Origin of the sequence: Winogradskyella forsetii, assembly GCF_013394595.1 — a bacterium.
Lineage (GTDB): Bacteria > Bacteroidota > Bacteroidia > Flavobacteriales > Flavobacteriaceae > Winogradskyella > Winogradskyella forsetii.
Genome location: NZ_CP053348.1, coordinates 4,173,262 through 4,195,559 on the forward strand (window position 1 = coordinate 4,173,262; position 22,298 = coordinate 4,195,559).

Here is a 22,298-nt window from a genome sequence, read left to right on the forward strand (position 1 = left end):
AACTAAAATAAATTATTGACACTATGTTAAAAGAATTCAAAGAATTTGCAATGAAGGGTAACCTTGTAGACATTGCTGTAGGTTTTGTAATGGGTGCTGCTTTTAAAGAAGTCGTTTCCTCGTTTACGGGAGGCATTGTATCGCCATTAATTGGTATGATTTTCGAAGCTGACTTTAAAGCTCTAAGATACCAATTAAAAGAAGGCAGTTTAAATGATGCCGGTGAAATGGTGGGTGATGTGTATCTTGAATATGGTACATTCCTCACTAACGTTATTGACTTTATCATTGTAGCATTCGTGATGTTCCTTGTTGTTAAAGGCGTTAATAGAATGAAAAAGAAAGAAGAGCCTGCTCCAGAGGCTCCTGCAGGTCCGTCTGAAATTGATTTATTAAAAGAAATAAGGGATTCTTTGCAAAATAAGAAATAATTAGCGTCACCGCTACACTACTATTTTTAACCAAACCCAGACTTAAAAGGTCTGGGTTTTTCTTTTTAGTTAGCAAAGCATTGCAAAGTTAATAATAGATGCCTTTATTTTTTATCACATTCTTATAACTCAATTGAACGATTTACTTAAAGAAAAATGATAATTTTGACTGTTTTAAATATTTTGATTTATGAAAGTAGCAATTGTAGGTGCAACAGGTTTGGTAGGAAATGTGATGCTCAAAGTTTTAGAAGAGCGTAATTTCCCGATGGATGAATTATTATTAGTAGCTTCAGAACGTTCTGTTGGTAAAAAAATAAAATACAAAGGAAAAGACATTAGTGTCATTAGCATTCCAAGTGCCATTGAAGCACGTCCGGATATTGCGTTGTTCTCTGCTGGTGGCAATACGTCTTTAGAATGGGCTCCAAAATTTGCAGAAGTCGGTACAACGGTTATCGATAATTCTTCAGCTTGGCGAATGGATGCATCCAAAAAATTGGTGGTTCCAGAAATTAATGCCAACCAACTATCTAAAAGCGACAAGATTATTGCCAATCCAAACTGTTCAACCATACAAATGGTAATGGCATTGGCACCACTTCATAGAAAATATAAAATTAAACGTATTGTTGTTTCTACGTATCAATCCGTATCTGGTACAGGTGTAAAAGCTGTAGCACAGATGGAAAATGAGATTTTAGGTAAAAAAGGCGAAATGGCATATCCGCATCCAATTCATAAAAATGCCATTCCGCATTGCGATGTTTTTGAAGACAATGGTTATACCAAAGAAGAAATGAAATTGGTTAATGAAACTCAAAAAATCTTAGATGATCGTACTATTGCCGTAACAGCAACAGCGGTGAGAATTCCAACAGCCGGTGGACATAGCGAAGCGATTAATGTAGAATTTGAAAATGATTTTGACCTCACTGAAGTAAGACAATTGCTGGATGAAGCAGATGGTGTCACTATTCAAGATAATTTAGAGGTCAATGTCTATCCTATGCCAATGTATGCCAACGGAAAAGATGATGTATTTGTTGGTCGTATAAGACGGGATGGTTCACAACCAAACACGTTGAATATGTGGGTTGTTAGTGATAACCTTAGAAAAGGTGCTGCTACCAATACCGTTCAGATAGCTGAATATCTTATCGATAATGCTTTAGTATAAAGCCCTTTAGCTCAAAAATAAATTTTTCAAAATAGCGATAAATTTGTGTATTTCAACTAATTAATTATTTAGTTAGTTTTTATAGTATTTATATTGCCTTTCTGTTTTACCATTAAGTTTTTCGTTTATTGATACTAGTCAAATAACGAAAGTCTTATATTTGAAGTAAATGATATTTATTTCAAAAAAAACCAATTATGAAAAATTTACTTCTTGTGGCATTAGTACTGAGTATTTTTGTTTCCTGTAAAAATGAAGCTGAAACTTTGAAAACTATTACTGTAGATTATCCAGAAACCAATAAAGTTATCGTTACGGATACTTTCTTTGGTGAGACTTTAGATGACCCTTACCGATGGTTAGAAGATGACCGAAGTAAAGAAACCGAAGCTTGGGTCAAGGCCCAAAATGAGGTCACCTTTGGCTATTTGGAAAATATTCCTTATCGAGAAGAATTAAAAGAACGACTGACCAAACTTTGGAATTACGAAAAAATCGGTTCACCATTTAAGGAAGGAGATTACACCTATTTTTATAAAAATGATGGCTTACAAAACCAATATGTCATTTACAGATACAAAACTGGAGATGATCCAAGTACGGCAGAAGTATTCTTAGATCCCAATACGTTTAGGGAAGATGGCACAATTTCCTTAGGAGGCACCAGCTTTTCAAAAGATGGTAAAACCTTAGCTTATGCTATTTCTGAAGGCGGAAGTGATTGGAGAAAAATTCTAATTATGAATACCGAAACCAAAGAAATCGTAGAAGATACTTTGGTGGACATCAAATTCAGTGGCATGTCTTGGTACAAAAATGAAGGCTTCTACTACTCTAGCTACGACAAACCAAAAGGCAGCGAACTCTCTGCAAAAACAGATCAACATAAAGTTTATTATCACAAATTAGGCACAAAACAATCAGATGATCAATTAATTTTTGGAGGTACACCTGAAGAAAAACACAGGTATGTTGGTGGTAGAGTTTCTGAAGATGATAAATATCTTATGATATCAGCAGGCGTATCTACATCCGGAAACAAGCTTTTTATTAAAGATTTAACGAAACCAAATAGCAAGTTTACAACAATTTTAAACCATACGGATAGCGATACAGGTGTTCTAGAAAACTTGGGAACAAAACTTTTTCTGGTTACCAATTTGAATGCACCAAACCAGAAAATCGTAACGGTTGATGCCTCCAATCCAAGTCCTGAAAACTGGGTAGATTTTATTCCAGAAACTGAAAACGTTTTAAGTCCATCGACTGGTGGTGGCTACTTTTTTGCCAATTATATGGTTGATGCCGTTTCTAAAATATTGCAATACGATTATGATGGCAAATTAGTTAGAGAGGTCGAATTACCTGGTGTAGGAAGCGCAGGCGGTTTTGGTGCAAAGAAAGAGGAGAAAGAATTATATTACTCTTTTACGAATTATGTAACGCCTGGTAGTATTTATAAATATGATATAGACAAAGGCACTTCAGAACTATACAGAAAACCGAGTATTGATTTCAACCCAGAAGACTACGAAAGCAAACAAGTTTTTTACAACTCTAAAGATGGTACAAAAGTGCCAATGATTATAACCCATAAAAAAGGTTTAAAGCTAAATGGCCAAAACCCAACAATTCTTTATGGATATGGTGGATTTAATGTCAGTTTAACACCAAGTTTCAGCATCGCCAATGCAGTTTGGATGGAACAAGGCGGCATCTATGCCGTACCTAACCTAAGAGGAGGCGGTGAATATGGAAAAGCATGGCATAATGCTGGTACAAAACTTCAAAAACAAAATGTATTTGATGATTTTATTGCAGCCGCAGAATATCTCATTTCTGAAAAATATACGTCTTCAGATTATTTAGCGATAAGAGGAGGATCTAATGGTGGTTTATTAGTTGGAGCGACCATGACACAACGCCCAGAACTAATGAAGGTGGCTTTACCTGCTGTTGGTGTTTTAGATATGCTGCGCTACCATACATTTACGGCTGGTGCTGGTTGGGCTTACGATTATGGTACCGCAGAAGACAGCGAAGAAATGTTCAATTACCTTAAAGGTTATTCTCCAGTGCATAACGTAAAGGAAGGTGTAGCCTATCCTGCAACTATGGTGACTACAGGAGATCATGACGATAGAGTGGTGCCAGCACACAGTTTTAAATTTGCTGCCGAATTACAAAGCAAGCAAACTGGCAACAACCCAACGCTTATAAGAATTGAAACAGACGCTGGTCATGGCGCAGGCACACCTGTAAGCAAAACCATTGAGCAATACGCTGATATTTTTGGATTTACACTTTATAATATGGGATTTGAAGTATTACCAACAAAGACCGAAGAAAAATTAAAAGGCTAATTTTAGCTATTAAACAAACCTCAGTAATTGTCACTTAACCAACTACACAAACAGCTAAAGGAAAAGAACATAAAGTTTCTTTTTACAGACTATTACGATACCATTGTGCACAGACATGTGCACCCAAATTATGTACAAAGAATTTGGGCTAAGCTAATGATAAGGGAATTGGGTTTAGCAATATCAATTGATGAACTCTATTTCATTAGGCAAGAATCTAGTAAATACCTAGTTGAAGTGTTAAATAAAACCACTGATGAAATTCCATATGATACTTTAAAGAAGGAAATTTGCAAACGCCTTATTAATGCAGATATTATTTCTATTGAAAGCAAGCCAGATTTTATGACCCTTTTTGAAGCTGTTGATGCAAGGGCAGAATCGAGTGTTCAATATTTAAACCAGGATGTATTGGATACTTTGAAGTATTTTAAAGCCAATGGTGGAAAAGTGTATTTGATTTCAGATTTTTATGGATCTAGAACACTTTTTGAAAGATTATTGTCGCATCATGGGATCTTGGATTTGTTTGACGGTATTTACAGTTCTGCAGAACTAGAAAAAAGCAAGCATAGTGGTGAAGTTTATGGTCCTATTATTTCAGAATTGTCAATTGACCCAAAAGAGGCCATGATGATTGGTGATAATCTAAGAAGCGATTACAACAATGCTATAAAAAACGGTCTCAGTGCATACCATTTACCACATAAAAAATACCTCAAAAAGAATAAAAGGAATAATTTCGGAAATGATAAAAAGCGTGTAAAACAAATTATTAATAAGGTTTACAAAACCTGTAAAAAAGAAGCTTCTTTTCCCTATACCGAATTTATTATTCCATATCATACGTTTGTGGAGCGTATGTATGAAACTGCTAGAAGAAAGAACATTAAAGATTTATTCTTCTTGTCTCGTGAAGGTCAATATTTAAAAAGATTATTCGATTCTTATCAAGAATTCACACTTATTGATGAAAGCTGGAGAATAAACACCCATTATTTAAAGATATCACGGCATGCAGCACTTCAGATGTCTTTGAAACCTATTGAAGAAGAACCGTTCACATTTCTAAATTTAAAGTATAAAAATCTCGCTGTAGATGATTTTTTAATCGCACTTAATTGTTCCGATGAATTAAGAAGCCAAATCATTGCAGAACTTAAGGTTGAAGCCCATACTAAAATAGAAGATTTCTTTAAAACATCAATTTTTGAAAAACTAAAACAAAATAAGGCCTTACGGGATTATTATGATACCCACAGAAAATCGAGTAACCAAGCTTTTAAAGCTTATGTCGCTTCTTTTAATGTAAATATCGAAGAAGATGGTATTAGCCTTGTAGATATTGGATGGGGAGGCACAATGCAAGAGGCCATTTATGAATTCTTTGATCATAAAATTCCTGTTACGGGTTATTATTTAGGTCTGGGAAATATTTATAATATACAACCCAACACCAAACGTTACGGACTCGTTTCTTCCATAATGCCTTATACAGATTATTACGATCATATATTAATGGCCAACCAACAACTATACGAACAATTTTCTGGTGCAGACCACGGTAGTGCTTTTGATTATAGTGAAGATGCGGATGGTTACGTAATAGAATTTCATAAGCCTGAAGAAAAATGGTTATATGACAACCATATAAAGGCGCATCAAGAACAAATGTTTGGTTTCCATAAATCATTGTTGAAAAGTCTTGAGCCTGTATGTTATAGTGAAGAAACAATGCAAGACGCTATTTCTAAAACAGCCCTAAAATCAGGAATGTTTCAAGGTTCAAGAAAACTCAAATTTTTAGATACGCTAAGCCATGGATTTTATCAAAATGTTGGTGATAACCAGGTTGGAATAACCTATGAACCACCAAAAATTGAAAATCCGATAAAAATGGGCATTCAGTTTTTACTAACTCCCGAAAAGTTCTTTAGATACTTAGTTAAACTAGAGCCAATGCTTTATAAGAAAAATAAGATCATTGCATTTTTTACACCGATGTCTCTTATTTATCTTTATTTTGGAATTAATAAGTTGATCAGATTTAAGGTTTTACATCGTTATTTCTTGTTGAAGTATAACATCTTTAACAAATAGTTATATTTTAAGATAAAACCCTTAATTGGTAATAAAAAAAATTAAATTTAGAACTTATTGGTCATTTAAAGTAGGGCTTTTGCTCACTTAATTGTCTTATAAGTGAATACTGGTTAAAATTCAGAATATCGCTATTAAATCGTTTCTACGTATAACATTGCAGATGAAAAAAAATTACATTCTTTTTTTATATCTTGTTTTGCTCCTATGTTCTTGCGGTAAGGATGATGGTATAAACCCATTACCACTTGAAACTAATCCGGATAGTATTTCGATTGTACAGAATTCAGAAACTGAAATTTTTATATTTTTAAATGATTCTAATATTCCTTCAAACGGAAACTTAACCCTAACCAGCGCATTAAGAGGAAATGCTATTATTTTAGAAAATAGCACTCCTAATGACATAAGTGATGATAGCATAAAATATACAGCGAACGCAAATGAAATTGGTGTAGATGATTTTGAATATACAATCTGTACAACTTCAGGAGATTGTAGAACTGAACGTATATCAATAACCATCGTTTCAGAATCAACAGTTGCCTTCAACTTAGAAAACGTTCCGTATCAAACGCTTTCAGAATACAACTTTTTTGAAGGAAGCCTCAAGGAATTAAACCCAAACTTTGGAGTAGTTCCATATACTTTAAACTCCGCTTTATTTTCGGATTATGCCAAAAAAAAACGATTTGTATGGATGCCCAATAACACTAAGGCATCTTATATTAACGATGATGTTTCTTTGGATTTTCCTATTGGTGCCGTTTTAATAAAAAACTTTTATTATAACCATGTGCTTCCAAATGATGAAACACAGCTAATTGAAACCCGCTTAATGATCAGAAAAAACGAAGGTTGGGTATTTGCCAATTACGTTTGGAACGATGCGCAAGATGAAGCCAACCTAGATCTCAATGGTAGTTTTGTAGATTTGCAATGGCTGGAGAATGGCGAAGTAAACACCGTACAATATAGAATTCCTTCCGAAGCAAAGTGCTTTACCTGTCACAAAATATTGGAAACACCAGAGCCCATTGGGCCAAAACCAAGGAACTTAAACCTTGAATATGACTATGAAGATGGCTTTGAAAATCAACTTGATAAATTAGTGTCTTTGGGCTATCTTGACAATTCAATGCCAGAAACCATTTCGCGCTTACCAAATTATAACGATATTTCCGAGCCTTTAGAATCAAGAGTTAGAGCTTATCTAGAAATTAATTGTGCACATTGCCATTCTGAAGAAACGCATTGTTCTTATAGACCTATGCGATTTGGATATAACGATAGTGAAGAATATGTAAATATGGGTGTATGTGTAGATGCAGACACAGATCTTGGAGAAGACCTTGGTCATATTATTGAACCAGGAGACGCACGAAACTCAGTTTTGCATTTTAGACTCAGTTCCTTAGAACCCTCAACCAGAATGCCACTTCTTGGAAGAAGCTTAAGACATAATGAAGGAGTTGACCTTATAGAAGAATGGATAGACTCTTTAAACACAGATTGCAACTAAAAATAATTAAACATGAAAAAAACTCTACTAATTACATTGCTTTTTACTTTGTTTTGCTTTTATGCACATGCACAAGTATTAAACCAATCTGCAAACTGGCCTAACGAAAATTGGAGCCTTTCAGGTACTTACAACGCGACTTACCTATACGAAAACCCAACAGTAATTGGAGGCTCTTCCTCCTTTTCGTTTGATGATGACGATGCTGGAGGTACTTCAGACAATACTGTAGCTGTTGAATCACCCATTGTAGATCTCTCAGCCGCATTCAATACAGATGAAACAGAAATTAGTGTTGCTTTTCAATATGTCTACAGAATTTTTGGTGCTGAGGAGTTTAGGTTACAGTACTGGGATGCTGATACCAGCCAATGGACAAATTGGGGAGAAGCAATTGCAGCAAATTCTAATTTTGGGTCAGATTTCTGCACCAGAACGCGTACTACTTTTACTAGTGACTTATTATCTATTTCGGCATTTACCACTAATCAGTTGCAAAACTTCAAGTATCGAATTTTTTATAATGATAACGAGACTTATGGATGGGGATTTTGTATGGACGCGCCAAACATTAGTTCTTCAGAACCGCCAGCATGTCCTAGTGTACTTAATTTAATAGCTAGTAACGTTAATGCCAATAGTGCACAAGCCACTTGGACTATCGGAAGTTCAGAAACCTCTTGGCAAGTCGCTATCCGCCTAGCTTCAGAAAATGCACCAGCCTCAGGAACAACCACCAGTAATACCACTTATACTTTTTCTAGTTTGGCTCAAGAAACAGACTATACAATCTATGTTAGGGCAGTTTGTGGATCAGAAGGCTTTAGTCTTTGGAAAACCATAAGTATTACAACAGGTACCGATTTATCTGGATATCCGGTAACGTTTACGGCAAATTCTATAAATACAACAGGAAGCTATGACATTGCTTTAGTGGATCTTAACGGCGATTTTTTAGATGATGTGGTTTCTGTGAGCTCAACGAATATAAATGTACATTACCAGCTAGCTACAGGTGGTTATAATGCTGTAAATATTACCACAAGTCCAGCAGATAATTTGCCTACATGGAGTTTGGCCGCAGGAGATTTTGATAAAAATGGCTATAATGATCTAGTATACGGTTCAACAAGCGGAGTAACATTTATGAAAGCCAATGAAACAGGTACTGGATATACGGAAATATCGGGTTCTGAGGACATATTCTCTCAACGAACTAATTTTGTGGATATCAATAATGATGGAAATTTGGATGCTTTTGTTTGCCACGATGTTCAGGCAAACGTATATTTCATTAATGATGGTTCTGGTAATTTGACTTTTTATCAAGGGCGAAGTCCAGGTATTGTTCCAAACGGGTTAGGGCTAACTCCTGGTGGTGGAAACTACGGTACGGTTTGGATTGACTATGATAATGATCGTGATATGGACATGTTTATTGCCAAATGTCGAGGTGGATCTACAACCATTAGTACCAACGAACTTTGGAGAAATGATGGCAACGGCATTTTTGTAAATGTGGCAGATACGGGATGGTACAACACTACTTATCCAAGTGATGGCCATAACAACGCTTCTAATTTAGGCGACAATGTACAGACTTGGTCTTCCGCTTGGGGAGATTTTGACAATGATGGTGATATGGATGTTTATGTTGGTGCAAGCAATGATACTAATGGCGATTCTAAACTTATGCGTAATAATGGTGATGGTACGTTTACAGATGTCACTGCTGGCTCAGGTGTATTAGCTGCTAATATGGGTACAGAAAATGCACCAGCGGATTTTGATAATGATGGCTATGTGGATATTCTATCCAATGGCGATGTTTTGTTTAATAATGGCGATTTTACCTTTTCAAATTACGCCTCCAATATGCCACCGAGTGGAGCTATTGGAGATGCAAATAACGATGGCTTTTTAGATGTTTTTAGAAGTGGCAATATACACATCAACAACACCAATACTAATAATTGGATTAAAATCAACACGGTCGGAACTGTTAGTAATATTAATGGTATTGGAGCTAGAGTCGAAATCCTTACACCATCGGGAATCCAAATTAGAGACGTCAGAAGTGGTGAAGGCTTTGAGTTCATGAGTTCATTAAATACGCATTTTGGAATTGGTACGGATACCAGCATTACTAGCATGACAATTTATTGGCCTTCTGGAATTGTAGACTATATTTCTAATCCAGCAATTAATACAACACATACTATTGTAGAAGGATCTGCATTAAGTGTTATTGACGAAACTTTGGCGGATCTTTCTGTTTACCCTAACCCTGTTGAGGATGAACTTACAATAAAAACGTCAGCCGATATCATTAATAAAATAGCTACAATTTTTGATTTAAATGGAAAACGTGTGCTTAACCTAAAACTGAAATCAACTACTATTGATGTTTCATATTTAACAAGTGGCGTTTACTTTTTAAGATTGGAATCTGAAGGAAAAATTATGAAACGAAAGTTTATAAAGAAATAGACTCCTGCGTCCACAAAATTGACAGAAATAATATAAACCGTCCTGATTAAAATCGGGATGGTTTTTTTATTACAATTCTTCCTTGAAACGCATATCTTTGCATTATGCTGCAAGTAAATAACGTCAGTTTTGGGTATACTAAGACCAAGGTTTTAAAAGCTATTGACTTTGAAGTTAAAGCTGGAGAAAACCTTGCCATTATTGGGGAAAGCGGCTCTGGAAAAAGCACTTTGTTAAAGTTGATTTATGGCGAATACGATTTAAAACAAGGACGCATTTTTTGGAAAGATCAAGAAATCCTAGGCCCAAAATATAACCTCGTTGTTGGTTACGATTTTATGAAATACGTAACCCAAGAATTTGATCTCATGCCTGTCACTTCCGTTGCAGAAAACATAGGAAAACATTTGTCTCGTTTTTATCCAGAGGAAAAAGAAAGACGCACCAATGAACTTATAAAAGTCGTAGAGCTTGAAGCTTTCTCCAACACCAAAGTAAAACTGCTAAGTGGTGGGCAAAAACAACGTGTAGCCATTGCAAGAGCTTTAGCTAAAGAACCCGAAATTTTATTACTAGACGAGCCATTTAGCCATATCGATAATTTTAAAAAGCAATCACTCAGACGTAGTGTTTTTAAATACCTAAAAGACAATAAAATTTCGTGCATCGTTGCCACGCACGATAGAAATGATGTCCTCGGGTTTGCAGATCAACTCTTGGTCATTCATCAGTCAAAAATCATAGCTAAAGACACACCCCAACATGTTTACAGAAATCCTAAATTACCAATAATTGCTTCTTTTTTCGGAGAGTTTAATGTCATTGCTCCTTTTGGTATTGTATATGCCAATCAGATAAAAATTGTTGAAAAATCGGATTTAAAAGCCACTGTAAAAACCTCTTATTTTAATGGAAATTCTTGGTTAATTGAAGCTGAACATGATTCGGAATCTCTTTTTATTGAACATTCAAAACAAATTCAACCTAGTCAAGAAATTTTCTTAAAAATTAATAAATAAATTTTCCCTTTCGGCATAACTTAAACCATTAGGTAGTTCGATGGAAGAAAACTCTAAATGCAATACACGACGCCTTTTTTGAACGGTTGTTTCAGAAGAAGCATGTAACACTAATGGTTTTAATAATTGAACACCTCCGGAAGCAACTTCACTCACAAAAGGAATAGAATTAGTACTAATTAATTTAATTTCTTGTGTACTCAGTTGTTTATTATGAGAACCTGGAATTACTTTTAAGGCACCATTTTTAGAAGTTGTATCGTCTAAATGAATACGCATTGAAAATGTGTTTTTAGAAATTTCTTCTGGTGGACGTACACTTATGACTCCTTTTTTGTTAGTCCAAGACGAAAACCCTTTCGATTCAATTTTCTCTAAAATATTAATTGGCACATCTTGATGCCAAGTGACGTACCAATTATCCTTGGGCGATTTATCAAAATAAATGGCTTTGGTTAAAAATGCATTCTTGTTTATTGATTTTATGAGTTTTTTAAAATTCTTGTTGAATAAAATCTCTTTTAATTCTGGCATTTTAATCAACACTTCGCGCATCCCAAAAGTTTGTTCATTATGAGCCTTAAAATAAGCATCAAACTTAGATTTTAGTTTCCTAATATCACGTTTTGAATATACATGATTTAAAATTCCAAAACCTTTATACTCCAATCGCTTTGCAATAGTTCTTAGACTTTTATCATTAATCTCAGTTTCGTAAACATCAACGGCATCGTATAATCTTTCTTTTACGTTTCGTCTTAAGCGTTCTGGCGCAATGACTTTAATGCCTTCACCTAAACCCAAAATTTCTTTTTCCAATTCAAAATTTAATTGAACATCTAAAGAAATAGTCACACCATAATGGTCTCTACTTATCTGCTTTTGTGAATGATGAAAGGGTTTCGTTAACACATATGGTGCTTGTTTATGGTTGACATAGAGAAGGACTTTTTCTGGCTCCAACGTCGGACTCACAGAAACGCCGATCGCATTGTTATAAAAGTTATCAGAGTTAAAGTTAGGGTCCAAAATATAAGGTTGCTCACTCTTTTCAACAGCTATGATGCGGTCTAAAGCCAAATTCATAATGCCTTCATTTTTTCGTCTTTTGCCAATTAAAAACCATCTGTTTCTAAACTCTTTCAATAAATAACCATGGAATACAAACGTGCTTTCCTTTCGTGCTTTAAACGATTGATAAGTTATTTCTATAGCTTCTTTTCTAAGTATAAACTGATATAGTTGATCTAAATATTCCAGTCCTTTTAAATTATCGTTTTTTTCAAAGTCTATTAAAGATTTCTCATGTGTTTTCTGCGTATAAACATGATCTTCCAATTTTTGAACCATACTACCCAATTCTGAAAAATGGGAAAACCCTTGAAACTGTTTCAAAAACGAAACGGCCTCAGATAGTTTGGTTAAATCCTGATTGGAAATTGGGCTATTGGTAATACTATAATCCGCATCCTCATACTTATAAAACTTACGATCATAAACCACAATTGGCGCATTATAACCCAACTTGTCACTTCGCATCATTTGTAGGTCGAGTTGAACCGTTCTTTTACTTACATCAATATCTTTACCTTCATACTCATAAAGTGCATCAGAAACAGCCTCAATTAAATCGTTGAGGGTCCATTGCCTAAAGTTATTCTGAAGACATTTATCAATGGTTTTATATCTTATTAATGCGTTTTTGTTTACTGCCATAGTGGAAAATAATTTCTCTAAAATATTGACAATTTTTTTAGTGCGCAAAAAGATTGCGTATAGGCTTTTCAAATTCGTTTAAAATTTAGAGTAATGGAATCATTAAAACTTAAAATAATTGATGCCTTAGTTCAAAATATTTCGATATTAGATTTTGAACAATGGCTATATAATTCGGAATATTTAGATTCTAATTTATCTAGCAAGTCTGTAATATTTGAAATTGTGTCAATTAATTTCAAAGAAAACGATGCAACGAAAAGGTTATTAGAAATTGCCAAAAAAATATTTAACGAAAAAGAATTTGAAACTATCAAACTCGAAAAGAATTGCAAAAAAATAATAGATTCGAACAAACCTGAAGAGATAATTGAATCTATTTTGAGCATTATAAATGATAATGATTTTGAATGTTTAATTCTATGGGATTTTTATGGTCTTTATTATAATTTTGAAGGATACGAATATCAAAGCTATTTAGGAAATGACCTAAATCTTCTTAATTTAAAATCGAAAGAATTGGCTCAAAACACTTTAAAAGCCCTTTCAAAATTTGATTCAATAAAAAAGAAAATAGAGTACCTAGAGACACCTGTTCAAATCGAAAATCAGTCTCAAAAAAAGACAACAAAAGAAGTTGAAAAACAAAAAAAAGAAACCTTAATTCAAAAAATATTTGCTTTTTTCAAAAAAAGTTAATACTTCGTATTAAGGGCTCAATTTTTCAGAAATTGAAAAAATAAATTTTGAAAATTCAAAAATTAATCTAAATATTTGCACTGATTCCACAGAAAAGGAAGTCGAATTAAATCTAAAAACCATGAGTTTATTTATAACATATCAAAACGATCCAAAAGGAATTCTGCCTTTTGTGATGCTTCGTGATTATCGTTAGATAAACTTTTCAAATTTATAAATGAGAAATCCGAAGCAAATTAAAAACTGTTTCGGATTTTTTTTATCCTGAATTTATTTCAGGATCTCGAATTTAGCAAACCTGCTAAACACATTTCCAAAAACAGTTATACAAACTCAATTCATTTGTCATTCAGAGCGTAGCGAAGAATCTCAAAATTGAATTATAAAATTAATTAAATCCTGAAAATCAGGAAACAAAACATAGAACAATGGACACGAATTTATTAAACAATTACGTGCTTAAAGCCATAGATGCTTATCCATACGATTTAGAAGAAACCGTAGAAAATCTAAACTATGCCTTATCCTACGAAGCTAACAATGCTTACGCTTTGTACTTAATGGGCCGTTTGCAAGCCGAACAATTTGGCGATTTTGAAAAAGCCAAGCAGTATTATGCTGAAGCTTTGGCGAACAAAATGGATTTTCAAAAAGTGTATTCAAAATACATTTTGGTACTCATCTGGAACGAAGATTATGAGGAAGCCCAAAAACTAATTGACTTCGCCTTTACCGTAAAAGGCTTAAACAAAGGTTCGGTTCACTTAGTCCAAGGGCAACTTTTCGAAAATCTTCAGGCTTATAAAAAGGCGATAAAAGCATTTAAAGAAGCGAAGCGTTTTGGTTATAACGATGGATTCATCAATCATGTCAACTCAGAAATCTCTAGAGTTAAAAACAAAATGAAACCAAAGAAGAAAAAATCAAAAAGCAAAAAAAAGAAGAAAAAGAAAAAATAAAATTTACTGCGCAAAAACATTGCGCAACAGCGTAAAATATTTGTACGGTAGTTAAGAAAGAAGTCTTTGGAATCAGACTTTTTTAAGTAGTGCTCCGCCAGACGAGGAAGCTGGCGGAGCTTAACAAAAGTTCTTTAAAATAGATAACTGGGAAGATAACGATTGGCTGTTTACTCGCTTTGGATGCGAGAGGTTGCAGGTTCTCCCGAAGTTTCGGGACTGCTTCTCAGACAAAATTGGAAGCATTGAGCAATTGGTTGGCTCGTCAGACTGTAAATCTGATTTCATAATGAACGCGTAGGTTCGAGTCCTACTGCTTCCACATCAAGCAAGTCTTGTTCGGTGTTTCTGCATGGCACCATTGCATTGATCCTTACCGTTTGGTATGAGGTTTTTATGTTCAACTTGACTTGGAGGTTTTCGATCATTTGACCAAATAAATGATCTCGACTCTATCGGTCGTGGGTTCGATTCCCACTCACGCTTTATGCGTGATAGTTCAGTAGGTTAGAACAATAGATTTTCAAATACGAAGGTTCGAATCCTTCCCACAGAAATGTGGTGGCAGAGCGGCAATGCACAACACTTTTAATGTTGAATTGAAATGGATTAATAATCCATTAATAAAGAAGGTCAACTTTTAAAAAAGACCACCAAGTGCGTCACACTTTAAAATGGCAAAAACAAAGTGAATTAAAACTGGCAAGGGCATGAATTTGTTTTTTGCAGTCTAGAAAACACCTTGACATACAGCAGAATTTTAAGCTGCTTTGAGTGTTCTTTTAAAGATTCATTTGTCAAAAAAGATTTGCGGTTGAAGTAAATCTAAATTGATAAATCGTCTTACAAAACAATGCTTAAACCACTTTCAATCGCAAGTATTTCCGTAGTTGAAAAGATGGTTTTCTTTCGCGTTGTTAGTGAAACTTTTTTTGAAAAGTCCATCAAGACGAATTCAAAAATAATAGTTAAACTAATCCCGCTGAAAAGCGGGATCTTTTGAATAGTCATTCTCACGAGGAGAATTCTATTATAAATAAATTATTAATCATTCTATTCATCTTTCCTTCGGAAAGGTCAGGATTACCAAAAAGCTATTCTGGGATAGAAAAAAAATTAGAAATCATGTATAGAGTAAGAATTCATGCAGGTACAGTAGGTTTAGTGTTTAAAAATGGTAATTACGCTCGTGTAATCACAGCTGGAAAACATTGGATAAACTTTAGAGAGCAAGTCTTAAAATACGACTTATCACAAGCTTTCAGTGCGCCAAAAGCATTAGAAATCTTGCTCAAAGATGAGACGTTGGCAAACATGTTGCATGTTGTAGAGGTAAATGATAACGAAATTGTTTTGCTTTACGAAAACAACAACTTTAAATGCGTATTAAAAGCTGGCCGTTACACCTTCTGGAAAGATTTAATAGACTACAAATTTGTGACTGTAGATTTAAGTAAAATCGAAATTACAGAAAACGTTAGCAAAGCTTTGTTCAGCAATATGCAATTGCGTCAATACATTAGAATTTTTGAAGTTGCCGCTTTCGAAAAAGCAATTATGATTGTTGATGACGAGTTCGTTAAAATTTTAGAACATGGGACTTACCATTTCTGGAAAAACGAACAAACCATTAAAATCACAAAAGCCGATATGCGTCAATTGCAATTAGAAATTGCTGGTCAAGAATTGTTGACCAAAGATAAAGCGACCGTTCGTATTAACTTCTATGCACAATATAAAGTCACAGCTATTGAGACGGCATTAATGCACAATAAAGATTACGAAAAGCAATTGTATATTATCTTACAGTTAGCATTGAGAGCATTTGTTGGTGGCTATACCTTAGACGAATTGCTAGAGCAAAAGGAAACTATTGCAGGCGCCGTTTTAAGCGATGTAAAAGCACAAGCTAGCAAATTGGGTGTAAACGTATTACATACAGGTATTAGAGATGTGATCTTACCAGGTGATATGAAAGACATCATGAACCAAGTATTGATTGCCAATAAAAAAGCACAAGCTAATGTGGTCACAAGACGAGAAGAAACAGCGTCTACACGAAGTTTGTTAAATACCGCAAAATTAATGGAAGACAACAGCATGTTGTTTAAATTAAAAGAGATGGAATACGTAGAGAAAATTGCTGATAAAATTGGCGAAATTACAGTTGCTGGAAACGGTAATGTTATTGAACAGTTAAAAGACATTTTTTCTGTGAATAAGTAAGGTTATGGCGTCACCCTCTTCCGCTGAAAAGCTCCAGAGGGTCGCGCTTTCCGCAGTCGCTCTCTTCGAGGAGCTCCAACAATGCTGCAATCGCTTACGCGAGACCAATAAAAGCAAATCAATATTCAAAGTTGTTAGGATAAGCAAGAAACAATACAAAAATGCGAGTCCCGAATCAATTTGAAAAATTGATCATCAAAATTCAGAAATAATGAACGAAGGCATGTAGATGCGAAGCGCAGCTTCAAGCACGGAGTGCCGAAAGTGAATGTTGCTTTAGCAATTTCCTATATTTTGATTGTGATTTTTTGGTTCGTTTTGTATCAAGACAAAATGAACAGAAAGAAAAAACCCATACCTACAAGGTCTAATTATGATAAGTATATTTAACTGCGCAAAAACATTGCGCAATACACTGTCATATTTGTAGTGTATTTGAAAGTTTACTGTCATTCCGCACTGTCCCACTGAGCGAAGTCGAAGTGTGATGCGGAATCTTATGAATTGAATAAATATTAACTTAAAAAGATACCCACTTTCGTGGGCAATGAATATGAAAACAAAAATAACAGGTCACGATTTAAAAGCCTTAGGCTACAGACAAGGTAAATGGATGAAAGAAGCCATTGCTCATATCAACGAAAATAAATTGGAAGGAAAAGAAATGGAAACCTATTTAGAGCAATTTAAATCGCCGGACCCAATAACATTGCACAAAACACCTATTGACTTTTCTATCAATATCAAAGCAGAAAATGAAGAGGAAATTGATAATGTTGATAAGGTGATTAATTCCATGCAAACCTTAATGAAAACACCAACATTAGTTGATGGCGCCATTATGCCAGATGCTTGTCCGGCTGGGCCAGACGGAACAATTCCAGTTGGTGGCGTTGCAGTAGCTAAAAACGCCATTCATCCAGGAATGCACAGCGCAGATATTTGCTGTTCGGTGATGTTGACTGATTTCGGGAAAGCAGACCCTAAAGACATTTTAGATGCCGCACATGCCAACACCCATTTTGGTCCTGGTGGACGCGATAGAGATTCACAGTTTAGATTTCCGAAGGAACTATTAGAAGCTTTTGAATCTAACTATTTCTTGAATGATGGCAACATGATTCAAATTGCTAGGTCTCATTTAGGAACCCAAGGTGATGGCAACCATTTCTTGTTTGTTGGTACGTCCAAAAAAACGGGGAACACCATGTTGGTCACACATCATGGGTCAAGAGGTCCAGGTGCAAGACTGTACACCAAAGGAATGAAAATTGCCGAACGGTTTAGAAAGGAATTATCGCCAGATACCAAAAAGCAAAATGCTTGGATTCCTTTTGAAACTGATGAGGGACAATCTTATTGGGAGGCGCTTCAAATTATCAGGGATTGGACAAAAACCAATCACGAAGTATTGCATAATTCTGTTGCTGAAACTTTAGAGATTTCTATTGAAAATAGATACTGGAACGAGCATAACTTCGTTTTTAAGGATGGTGATTTGTTTTACCACGCTAAAGGTGCGACACCTTTGGATGCGAAGTTTATGCCAGATATTACAGGCCCACGATTGATTCCTTTGAATATGAGCGAACCTGTTTTAATCGTTGAAGGCGCTACCACAAATACCAATTTAGGTTTCGCACCACATGGCGCAGGTAGAAACGTGAGCAGAACGCAACATAGAAAAAGCAAAACGGGTTCTACGATGCAAATCTTTAAAGAAGAAACGCGAGGATTGGATGTTCGGTTCTTTTCTAAGGAAATTGACATTACCGAATTACCATCTGCTTATAAAAACGCCAAAGCCGTTAGAACGCAAATGGATGAATTTGGTTTAGGTAAAGTGATTGACGAAGTGATGCCTTATGGATGTATTATGGCTGGCGATTGGCAGAAGAATGCGCCTTGGAAAAACAAAAGACGTCAAGATAAACGTAAGAATTCTAAAAAGAGAAGGTAGTTTCTTTGAAAATTCAGACCTGTCAGGTTTCAAAAACCTGACAGGTCTATTTCATTAAACCACATAAGCCCCAAAACCACCATGATGACTCCAACTAACCTGAAATTTTTCAGTATTAAAAACAACAGTCGGTATACCAAATTCAGATTTTTCAATTTTTAAATCGTCTACCGAAATCTGGTAGGTTTTTGAGAATTCATTCAATAAAGCTGCTTTTGTAACTTCACTTTGAATGTTTGGATTGCGCTCTTCAAAATCAATAACTTTTGAGGTCATTTTAAAGTCTAATAATCGTGCTTCAGACAGGATATATTTTGAAGTGATTTGAGTTTTAATTAGGCAATCAAAATCTTTAAATCTTACACTGCCTTCTTCATTTTTTATTTGGCATTCAAAACCTTTCGGGTTGTAAAATCGACTTGGGTTTTGTTGGGTGTAAAGTTTATATGCCGCTTCTTTCATGCTCCAAAGTCTCCACACCATAAAAAAGGGGTTTTCAGAACTATGAATTAGTTGCTGTTCTTTTGGCGCGAATAATTTATTCAAAAAACGAGGGCGCTGCCAATTGGACGCTCGTTTAGCTTCCTCCAAATCAACAATGTCGTTGCCAACCATTAGGCTTTTAATTTCGTATTTATAATCGCTATGGCAGATTTTACATCGAGCATTTTTTCCATATCCTCATTTTCCAATCTTATATCGAATTCATCTTCGATATCAAGAATAATATCCACCAAATTGGCGGAATTGATTTTTAAGTCCTTCACAAAATCGGTATCCACGGTCAGATTTTTAAACGCTTCCTCATCTTGGATATAAGGCGCGATGATGGTTTTTAACTTTGGGATTAATGCTTCGTTTGTCATATTCATTTCCGAGAAATTGGAATTCTTATTAATTAAACTTGATCCTAATTTTTGTTATGTAAAGTTACGCTATAAATGAATAACCAAACGTCCGTTCGAGTGATTTTCATTTTCTTAAAAATTGAAAATTGTATCGAGAACCGTTTTTACTAAACCATCTCGAAACGTTTTTTTCTTCATGCTTCAGAAAAAAAACACATGTTAAGGTTTCTTTTTAAACGTCCTAAACACTACACAAGCATTCACATCGCCAAAACCAAAACTCGCTTTTGCCATCACTTCAAATTTAAAATCTACTTTTTGAGTTGGAATTTTATCTAAACTTACCAGCGCTTCTATTTCGGGATGTAAGTCGTCACAATTGATGTTAGGCGCAACAAATTGTTCTTTAAGTTGTATGATGCTTGCCACGCATTCAATTGCTCCTGCGGCAGCCAAACAATGGCCAATCATGGATTTGGTGGAATTTATATACGGAAAATCCGCTCCGCTTCTATGTAAACTCTTAGTCCAATTTTCAATTTCTAGGCTGTCTTTTGAGGTTGCCGTTAAATGGCCATTAATAACATCAATAGCTTTAGACGCTATTCCCGAATTGGTAATCGCATGTGTAATACAACGTTGAACGGCTTCAGCATTTGGTGCAGTTAAAGTTCCGCCTTGTCGCTGACCACCAGAATTGATTTCGCCGCCCAAAACCTCAGCGTAAATGGTTGCGCCACGCTCTAAAGCGCTTTCCAAGGATTCCAAAACTAAAGCTCCTGCGCCACTTCCTGGTACAAATCCGCTTGCCGATGCGCTCATTGGTCTTGAACCTTTTTCGGGTGCGTCATTGTGCTTGTAGGTCATCACTCGCATGGCATCGAATCCTCCCCAAATATAGGGTCCATGGTCGCTACAACTGCCAACTAACATGCATTTGGCTTTTCCGTTAGAAATACGGTCATAACCCATTATCACAGCTTCAGTTCCCGTGGAACATGCCGATGAATTGGTAGTGACTTGATTACCCAAACCCAACATACCGCTTAAGTAAGCGCTGACTCCACTCGCCATGGTTTGTAAAACGACTGTGCTTCCTAAACGGCGTACATTGCCTTCATCCAAACTGTAAATGGCTTCTCTGAATTTCTCAATTCCAGAGGTTCCTGTTCCGAAAATTAACCCTGTGTCGTAATCGAGTTCACTTTCAGGATTCATTTCAAAACCAGCATCTTTCCATGCGTCAATGCCTGCGATACAACCATAAAGTATGCCTGAACTATTGAATCCGCGCAATTGTAAATCGGTAAAATATTTTGATTTTTTTTCGTCTGAAATTTGTGGAATGCCACCTATTTGACAAGAGAAGTTTAAGTCTTTTAACTGTTGATGAAACGTGATTCCCGATTTACCTTGTTTTAAGGCCTCCGTGAAATCGGTTATTCCAACGCCGTTTGGTGATACGACTCCTAAACCTGTTATGACTACTCTTTTTTTCATGTTAATATTTAATAGAGTTGGTACATTAATAAACACTTCGACTGCGTTCGGGTCAGGCAAGCTCAGTGTGACATATATATTCTAGTTGTTTTCATTTTATAATCAAAATTTGAGACTTATTAAAATGACAAATGAATTATAATGTCCGTCTGAGCCTGTAGAGGACTATTCTCCGTTAATTTGATTTCCAAATTCTTTGTAATTCTTAGAAAATGCAACCAAATCATCCCAATTTTCATTAATGAGTGCCTCCTTTTTTCTACGTGACCAACCTTTTATTTGTTTTTCAATCCTTATGGCTTCTGACGGATTGGTACATTCCACGTACCACTTCAATTCTATTGGGAGTCTCGAAGCCGTATAACTGTCTTTTCTATATCCAGATTTGTGCTGTATTAATCTTCGCTCTATATCGTTGGTCATACCTGTGTAATAAGTACCATCAGAGCAAAGTAATATATAGGTATAGTATTGTTTCATTTGTATAAAGTTATATTTCAACACTTCGACAAGCTCAGCGTGACACAAAGGTCTTAATTGCAATAATTTTTAAATTAAAATTTTCTATTTATATTTATCAGCCAATCGAAATCCGCGCTGTCTGTCTGAGCCTGTCGAAGACTCATCTCAATTATCTTTTTGTTACTTCTTTAAAAATGCACTTCGACACTTCGACAAGCTCAGTGTGACATAAAGGTCTTAATTGCGATAATTTTTAAATTATGAATTTTGTTCATATATAATAGCCAATCGAATTCTGTGTTGTCAGTCTGAGCCTGTCTAAGCCCCATCACAATTACCTTTTATTTCAAATTTTCATCATTCCAGATATAAAACCTCTACAAACCAATTCGTCTTTTTCATTGAATAACTTCACTTTACACTTCAACTTATTAAACCGAAAAACTTCTTTTTCAGAAATTACCGTTACTTTTTCATTTGGCAAAACAGGTAAATAAAAATCAATTTGATGGGATGTTAATGCTATTTGCGGTTTTATGCTTTCATTTAATTCATCTTTCAATAAATATATTCCTAAACAAACCAAACCGATTTGAGCCATACATTCGGTTAAAATGACACCTGGTGTTATTGGGTGGTCTTTAAAATGACCTTTATAAAATGATTCGTCTTTTTTAAATGTATAGTGTCCTGTGATTCCATGTTCTGAAACCGTATCGATACCATCAACAAACAAAAATGGTTTTTGATAGGGTAAAAGTTCTATGATGTTTTCTTTATTCATATATATGCTTCATGTTTCAGACCTTTCAGTCCCGACGCT

General features: G+C 35.2%; 17 protein-coding genes and 2 tRNA genes. 13 read left to right on the forward strand and 6 right to left on the reverse strand.

The genetic code is table 11. The features are described 5' to 3' along the window. Window positions 1-23 precede the first annotated feature (23 nt). The 7 genes from mscL (at window position 24) to HM987_RS17900 (ending at window position 11,105) form a co-directional block, all read left to right on the forward strand. Window positions 24-431: a large-conductance mechanosensitive channel protein MscL gene (gene mscL / locus HM987_RS17870; RefSeq protein ID WP_179009367.1), complete on the forward strand. Its 408-nt coding sequence runs from the start codon at window positions 24-26 to the stop codon at window positions 429-431. 190 nt (window positions 432-621) lie between these two features. After that, window positions 622-1,611, forward strand: coding sequence for an aspartate-semialdehyde dehydrogenase (locus HM987_RS17875; protein WP_179009368.1), 990 nt, complete (start codon window positions 622-624; stop codon window positions 1,609-1,611). Window positions 1,612-1,808: 197 nt separating this feature from the next. Next, entirely contained in the window at window positions 1,809-3,974 is a 2,166-nt protein-coding gene (locus tag HM987_RS17880) for a prolyl oligopeptidase family serine peptidase (protein ID WP_179009369.1), read from the forward strand. Window positions 3,975-4,001: 27 nt separating this feature from the next. After that, window positions 4,002-6,074, forward strand: coding sequence for an HAD family hydrolase (locus HM987_RS17885; protein ID WP_179009370.1), 2,073 nt, complete (start codon window positions 4,002-4,004; stop codon window positions 6,072-6,074). Between the two features lie 163 nt (window positions 6,075-6,237). Further along, complete coding sequence (locus tag HM987_RS17890) at window positions 6,238-7,596, forward strand: Ig-like domain-containing protein (protein WP_229724509.1); 1,359 nt, start codon at window positions 6,238-6,240, stop codon at window positions 7,594-7,596. A gap of 12 nt (window positions 7,597-7,608) precedes the next feature. Continuing rightward, the gene (locus tag HM987_RS17895; RefSeq protein WP_179009371.1) at window positions 7,609-10,086 is read left to right on the forward strand and encodes an FG-GAP-like repeat-containing protein; all 2,478 of its coding nucleotides are present in this window, start codon (window positions 7,609-7,611) and stop codon (window positions 10,084-10,086) included. A 104-nt stretch (window positions 10,087-10,190) separates the two neighbouring features. Continuing rightward, window positions 10,191-11,105 carry an ABC transporter ATP-binding protein gene (locus tag HM987_RS17900; protein ID WP_179009372.1) on the forward strand — a complete coding sequence of 305 codons (915 nt, stop codon included), beginning with the start codon at window positions 10,191-10,193 and terminating at the stop codon, window positions 11,103-11,105. On the opposite strand, the gene HM987_RS19725 is transcribed toward HM987_RS17900, so the two are convergent. After that, entirely contained in the window at window positions 11,088-12,821 is a 1,734-nt protein-coding gene (locus HM987_RS19725; protein ID WP_179009373.1) for a WYL domain-containing protein, read from the reverse strand. The two genes, HM987_RS17900 and HM987_RS19725, sit on opposite strands and share 18 nt — an antisense overlap. A 93-nt stretch (window positions 12,822-12,914) precedes the next feature. Between HM987_RS19725 and HM987_RS17910 the strand changes: the two genes are divergently transcribed. The 6 genes from HM987_RS17910 (at window position 12,915) to HM987_RS17935 (ending at window position 18,665) form a co-directional block, all read left to right on the forward strand. Further along, the gene (locus HM987_RS17910; RefSeq protein ID WP_179009374.1) at window positions 12,915-13,520 is read left to right on the forward strand and encodes a hypothetical protein; all 606 of its coding nucleotides are present in this window, start codon (window positions 12,915-12,917) and stop codon (window positions 13,518-13,520) included. Window positions 13,521-13,948: 428 nt separating this feature from the next. Then, window positions 13,949-14,479 carry a hypothetical protein gene (locus HM987_RS17915; RefSeq protein ID WP_179009375.1) on the forward strand — a complete coding sequence of 177 codons (531 nt, stop codon included), beginning with the start codon at window positions 13,949-13,951 and terminating at the stop codon, window positions 14,477-14,479. Between the two features lie 238 nt (window positions 14,480-14,717). Then, window positions 14,718-14,801 (forward strand) — tRNA-Tyr (locus HM987_RS17920). Window positions 14,802-14,970: 169 nt separating this feature from the next. Continuing rightward, window positions 14,971-15,032, forward strand: a tRNA-OTHER gene (locus HM987_RS17925). A 572-nt stretch (window positions 15,033-15,604) separates the two neighbouring features. Then, entirely contained in the window at window positions 15,605-16,705 is a 1,101-nt protein-coding gene (locus HM987_RS17930; RefSeq protein ID WP_179009376.1) for a slipin family protein, read from the forward strand. A 547-nt stretch (window positions 16,706-17,252) separates the two neighbouring features. Next, window positions 17,253-18,665 carry an RtcB family protein gene (locus tag HM987_RS17935; RefSeq protein WP_179009377.1) on the forward strand — a complete coding sequence of 471 codons (1,413 nt, stop codon included), beginning with the start codon at window positions 17,253-17,255 and terminating at the stop codon, window positions 18,663-18,665. A 54-nt stretch (window positions 18,666-18,719) separates the two neighbouring features. Here the strand turns inward: HM987_RS17935 and HM987_RS17940 are convergent, their stop codons facing one another. The 5 genes from HM987_RS17940 to HM987_RS17960 form a co-directional block, all read right to left on the reverse strand. Continuing rightward, window positions 18,720-19,280: a 4'-phosphopantetheinyl transferase superfamily protein gene (locus HM987_RS17940; RefSeq protein ID WP_179009378.1), complete on the reverse strand. Its 561-nt coding sequence runs from the start codon at window positions 19,278-19,280 to the stop codon at window positions 18,720-18,722. Further along, window positions 19,280-19,531 (reverse strand): acyl carrier protein, encoded by a 252-nt coding sequence (locus HM987_RS17945; RefSeq protein WP_179010146.1) that lies wholly within the window; start codon window positions 19,529-19,531, stop codon window positions 19,280-19,282. Before HM987_RS17945 ends, HM987_RS17940 begins: the two co-directional genes overlap by 1 nt. 201 nt (window positions 19,532-19,732) lie before the next feature. After that, complete coding sequence (locus HM987_RS17950; protein WP_179009379.1) at window positions 19,733-21,013, reverse strand: beta-ketoacyl-[acyl-carrier-protein] synthase family protein; 1,281 nt, start codon at window positions 21,011-21,013, stop codon at window positions 19,733-19,735. A gap of 165 nt (window positions 21,014-21,178) precedes the next feature. Beyond that, window positions 21,179-21,493 (reverse strand): GIY-YIG nuclease family protein, encoded by a 315-nt coding sequence (locus HM987_RS17955; RefSeq protein WP_179009380.1) that lies wholly within the window; start codon window positions 21,491-21,493, stop codon window positions 21,179-21,181. A gap of 328 nt (window positions 21,494-21,821) precedes the next feature. Further along, window positions 21,822-22,259 (reverse strand): 3-hydroxyacyl-ACP dehydratase FabZ family protein, encoded by a 438-nt coding sequence (locus HM987_RS17960; RefSeq protein ID WP_179009381.1) that lies wholly within the window; start codon window positions 22,257-22,259, stop codon window positions 21,822-21,824. Window positions 22,260-22,298: the final 39 nt, after the last annotated feature.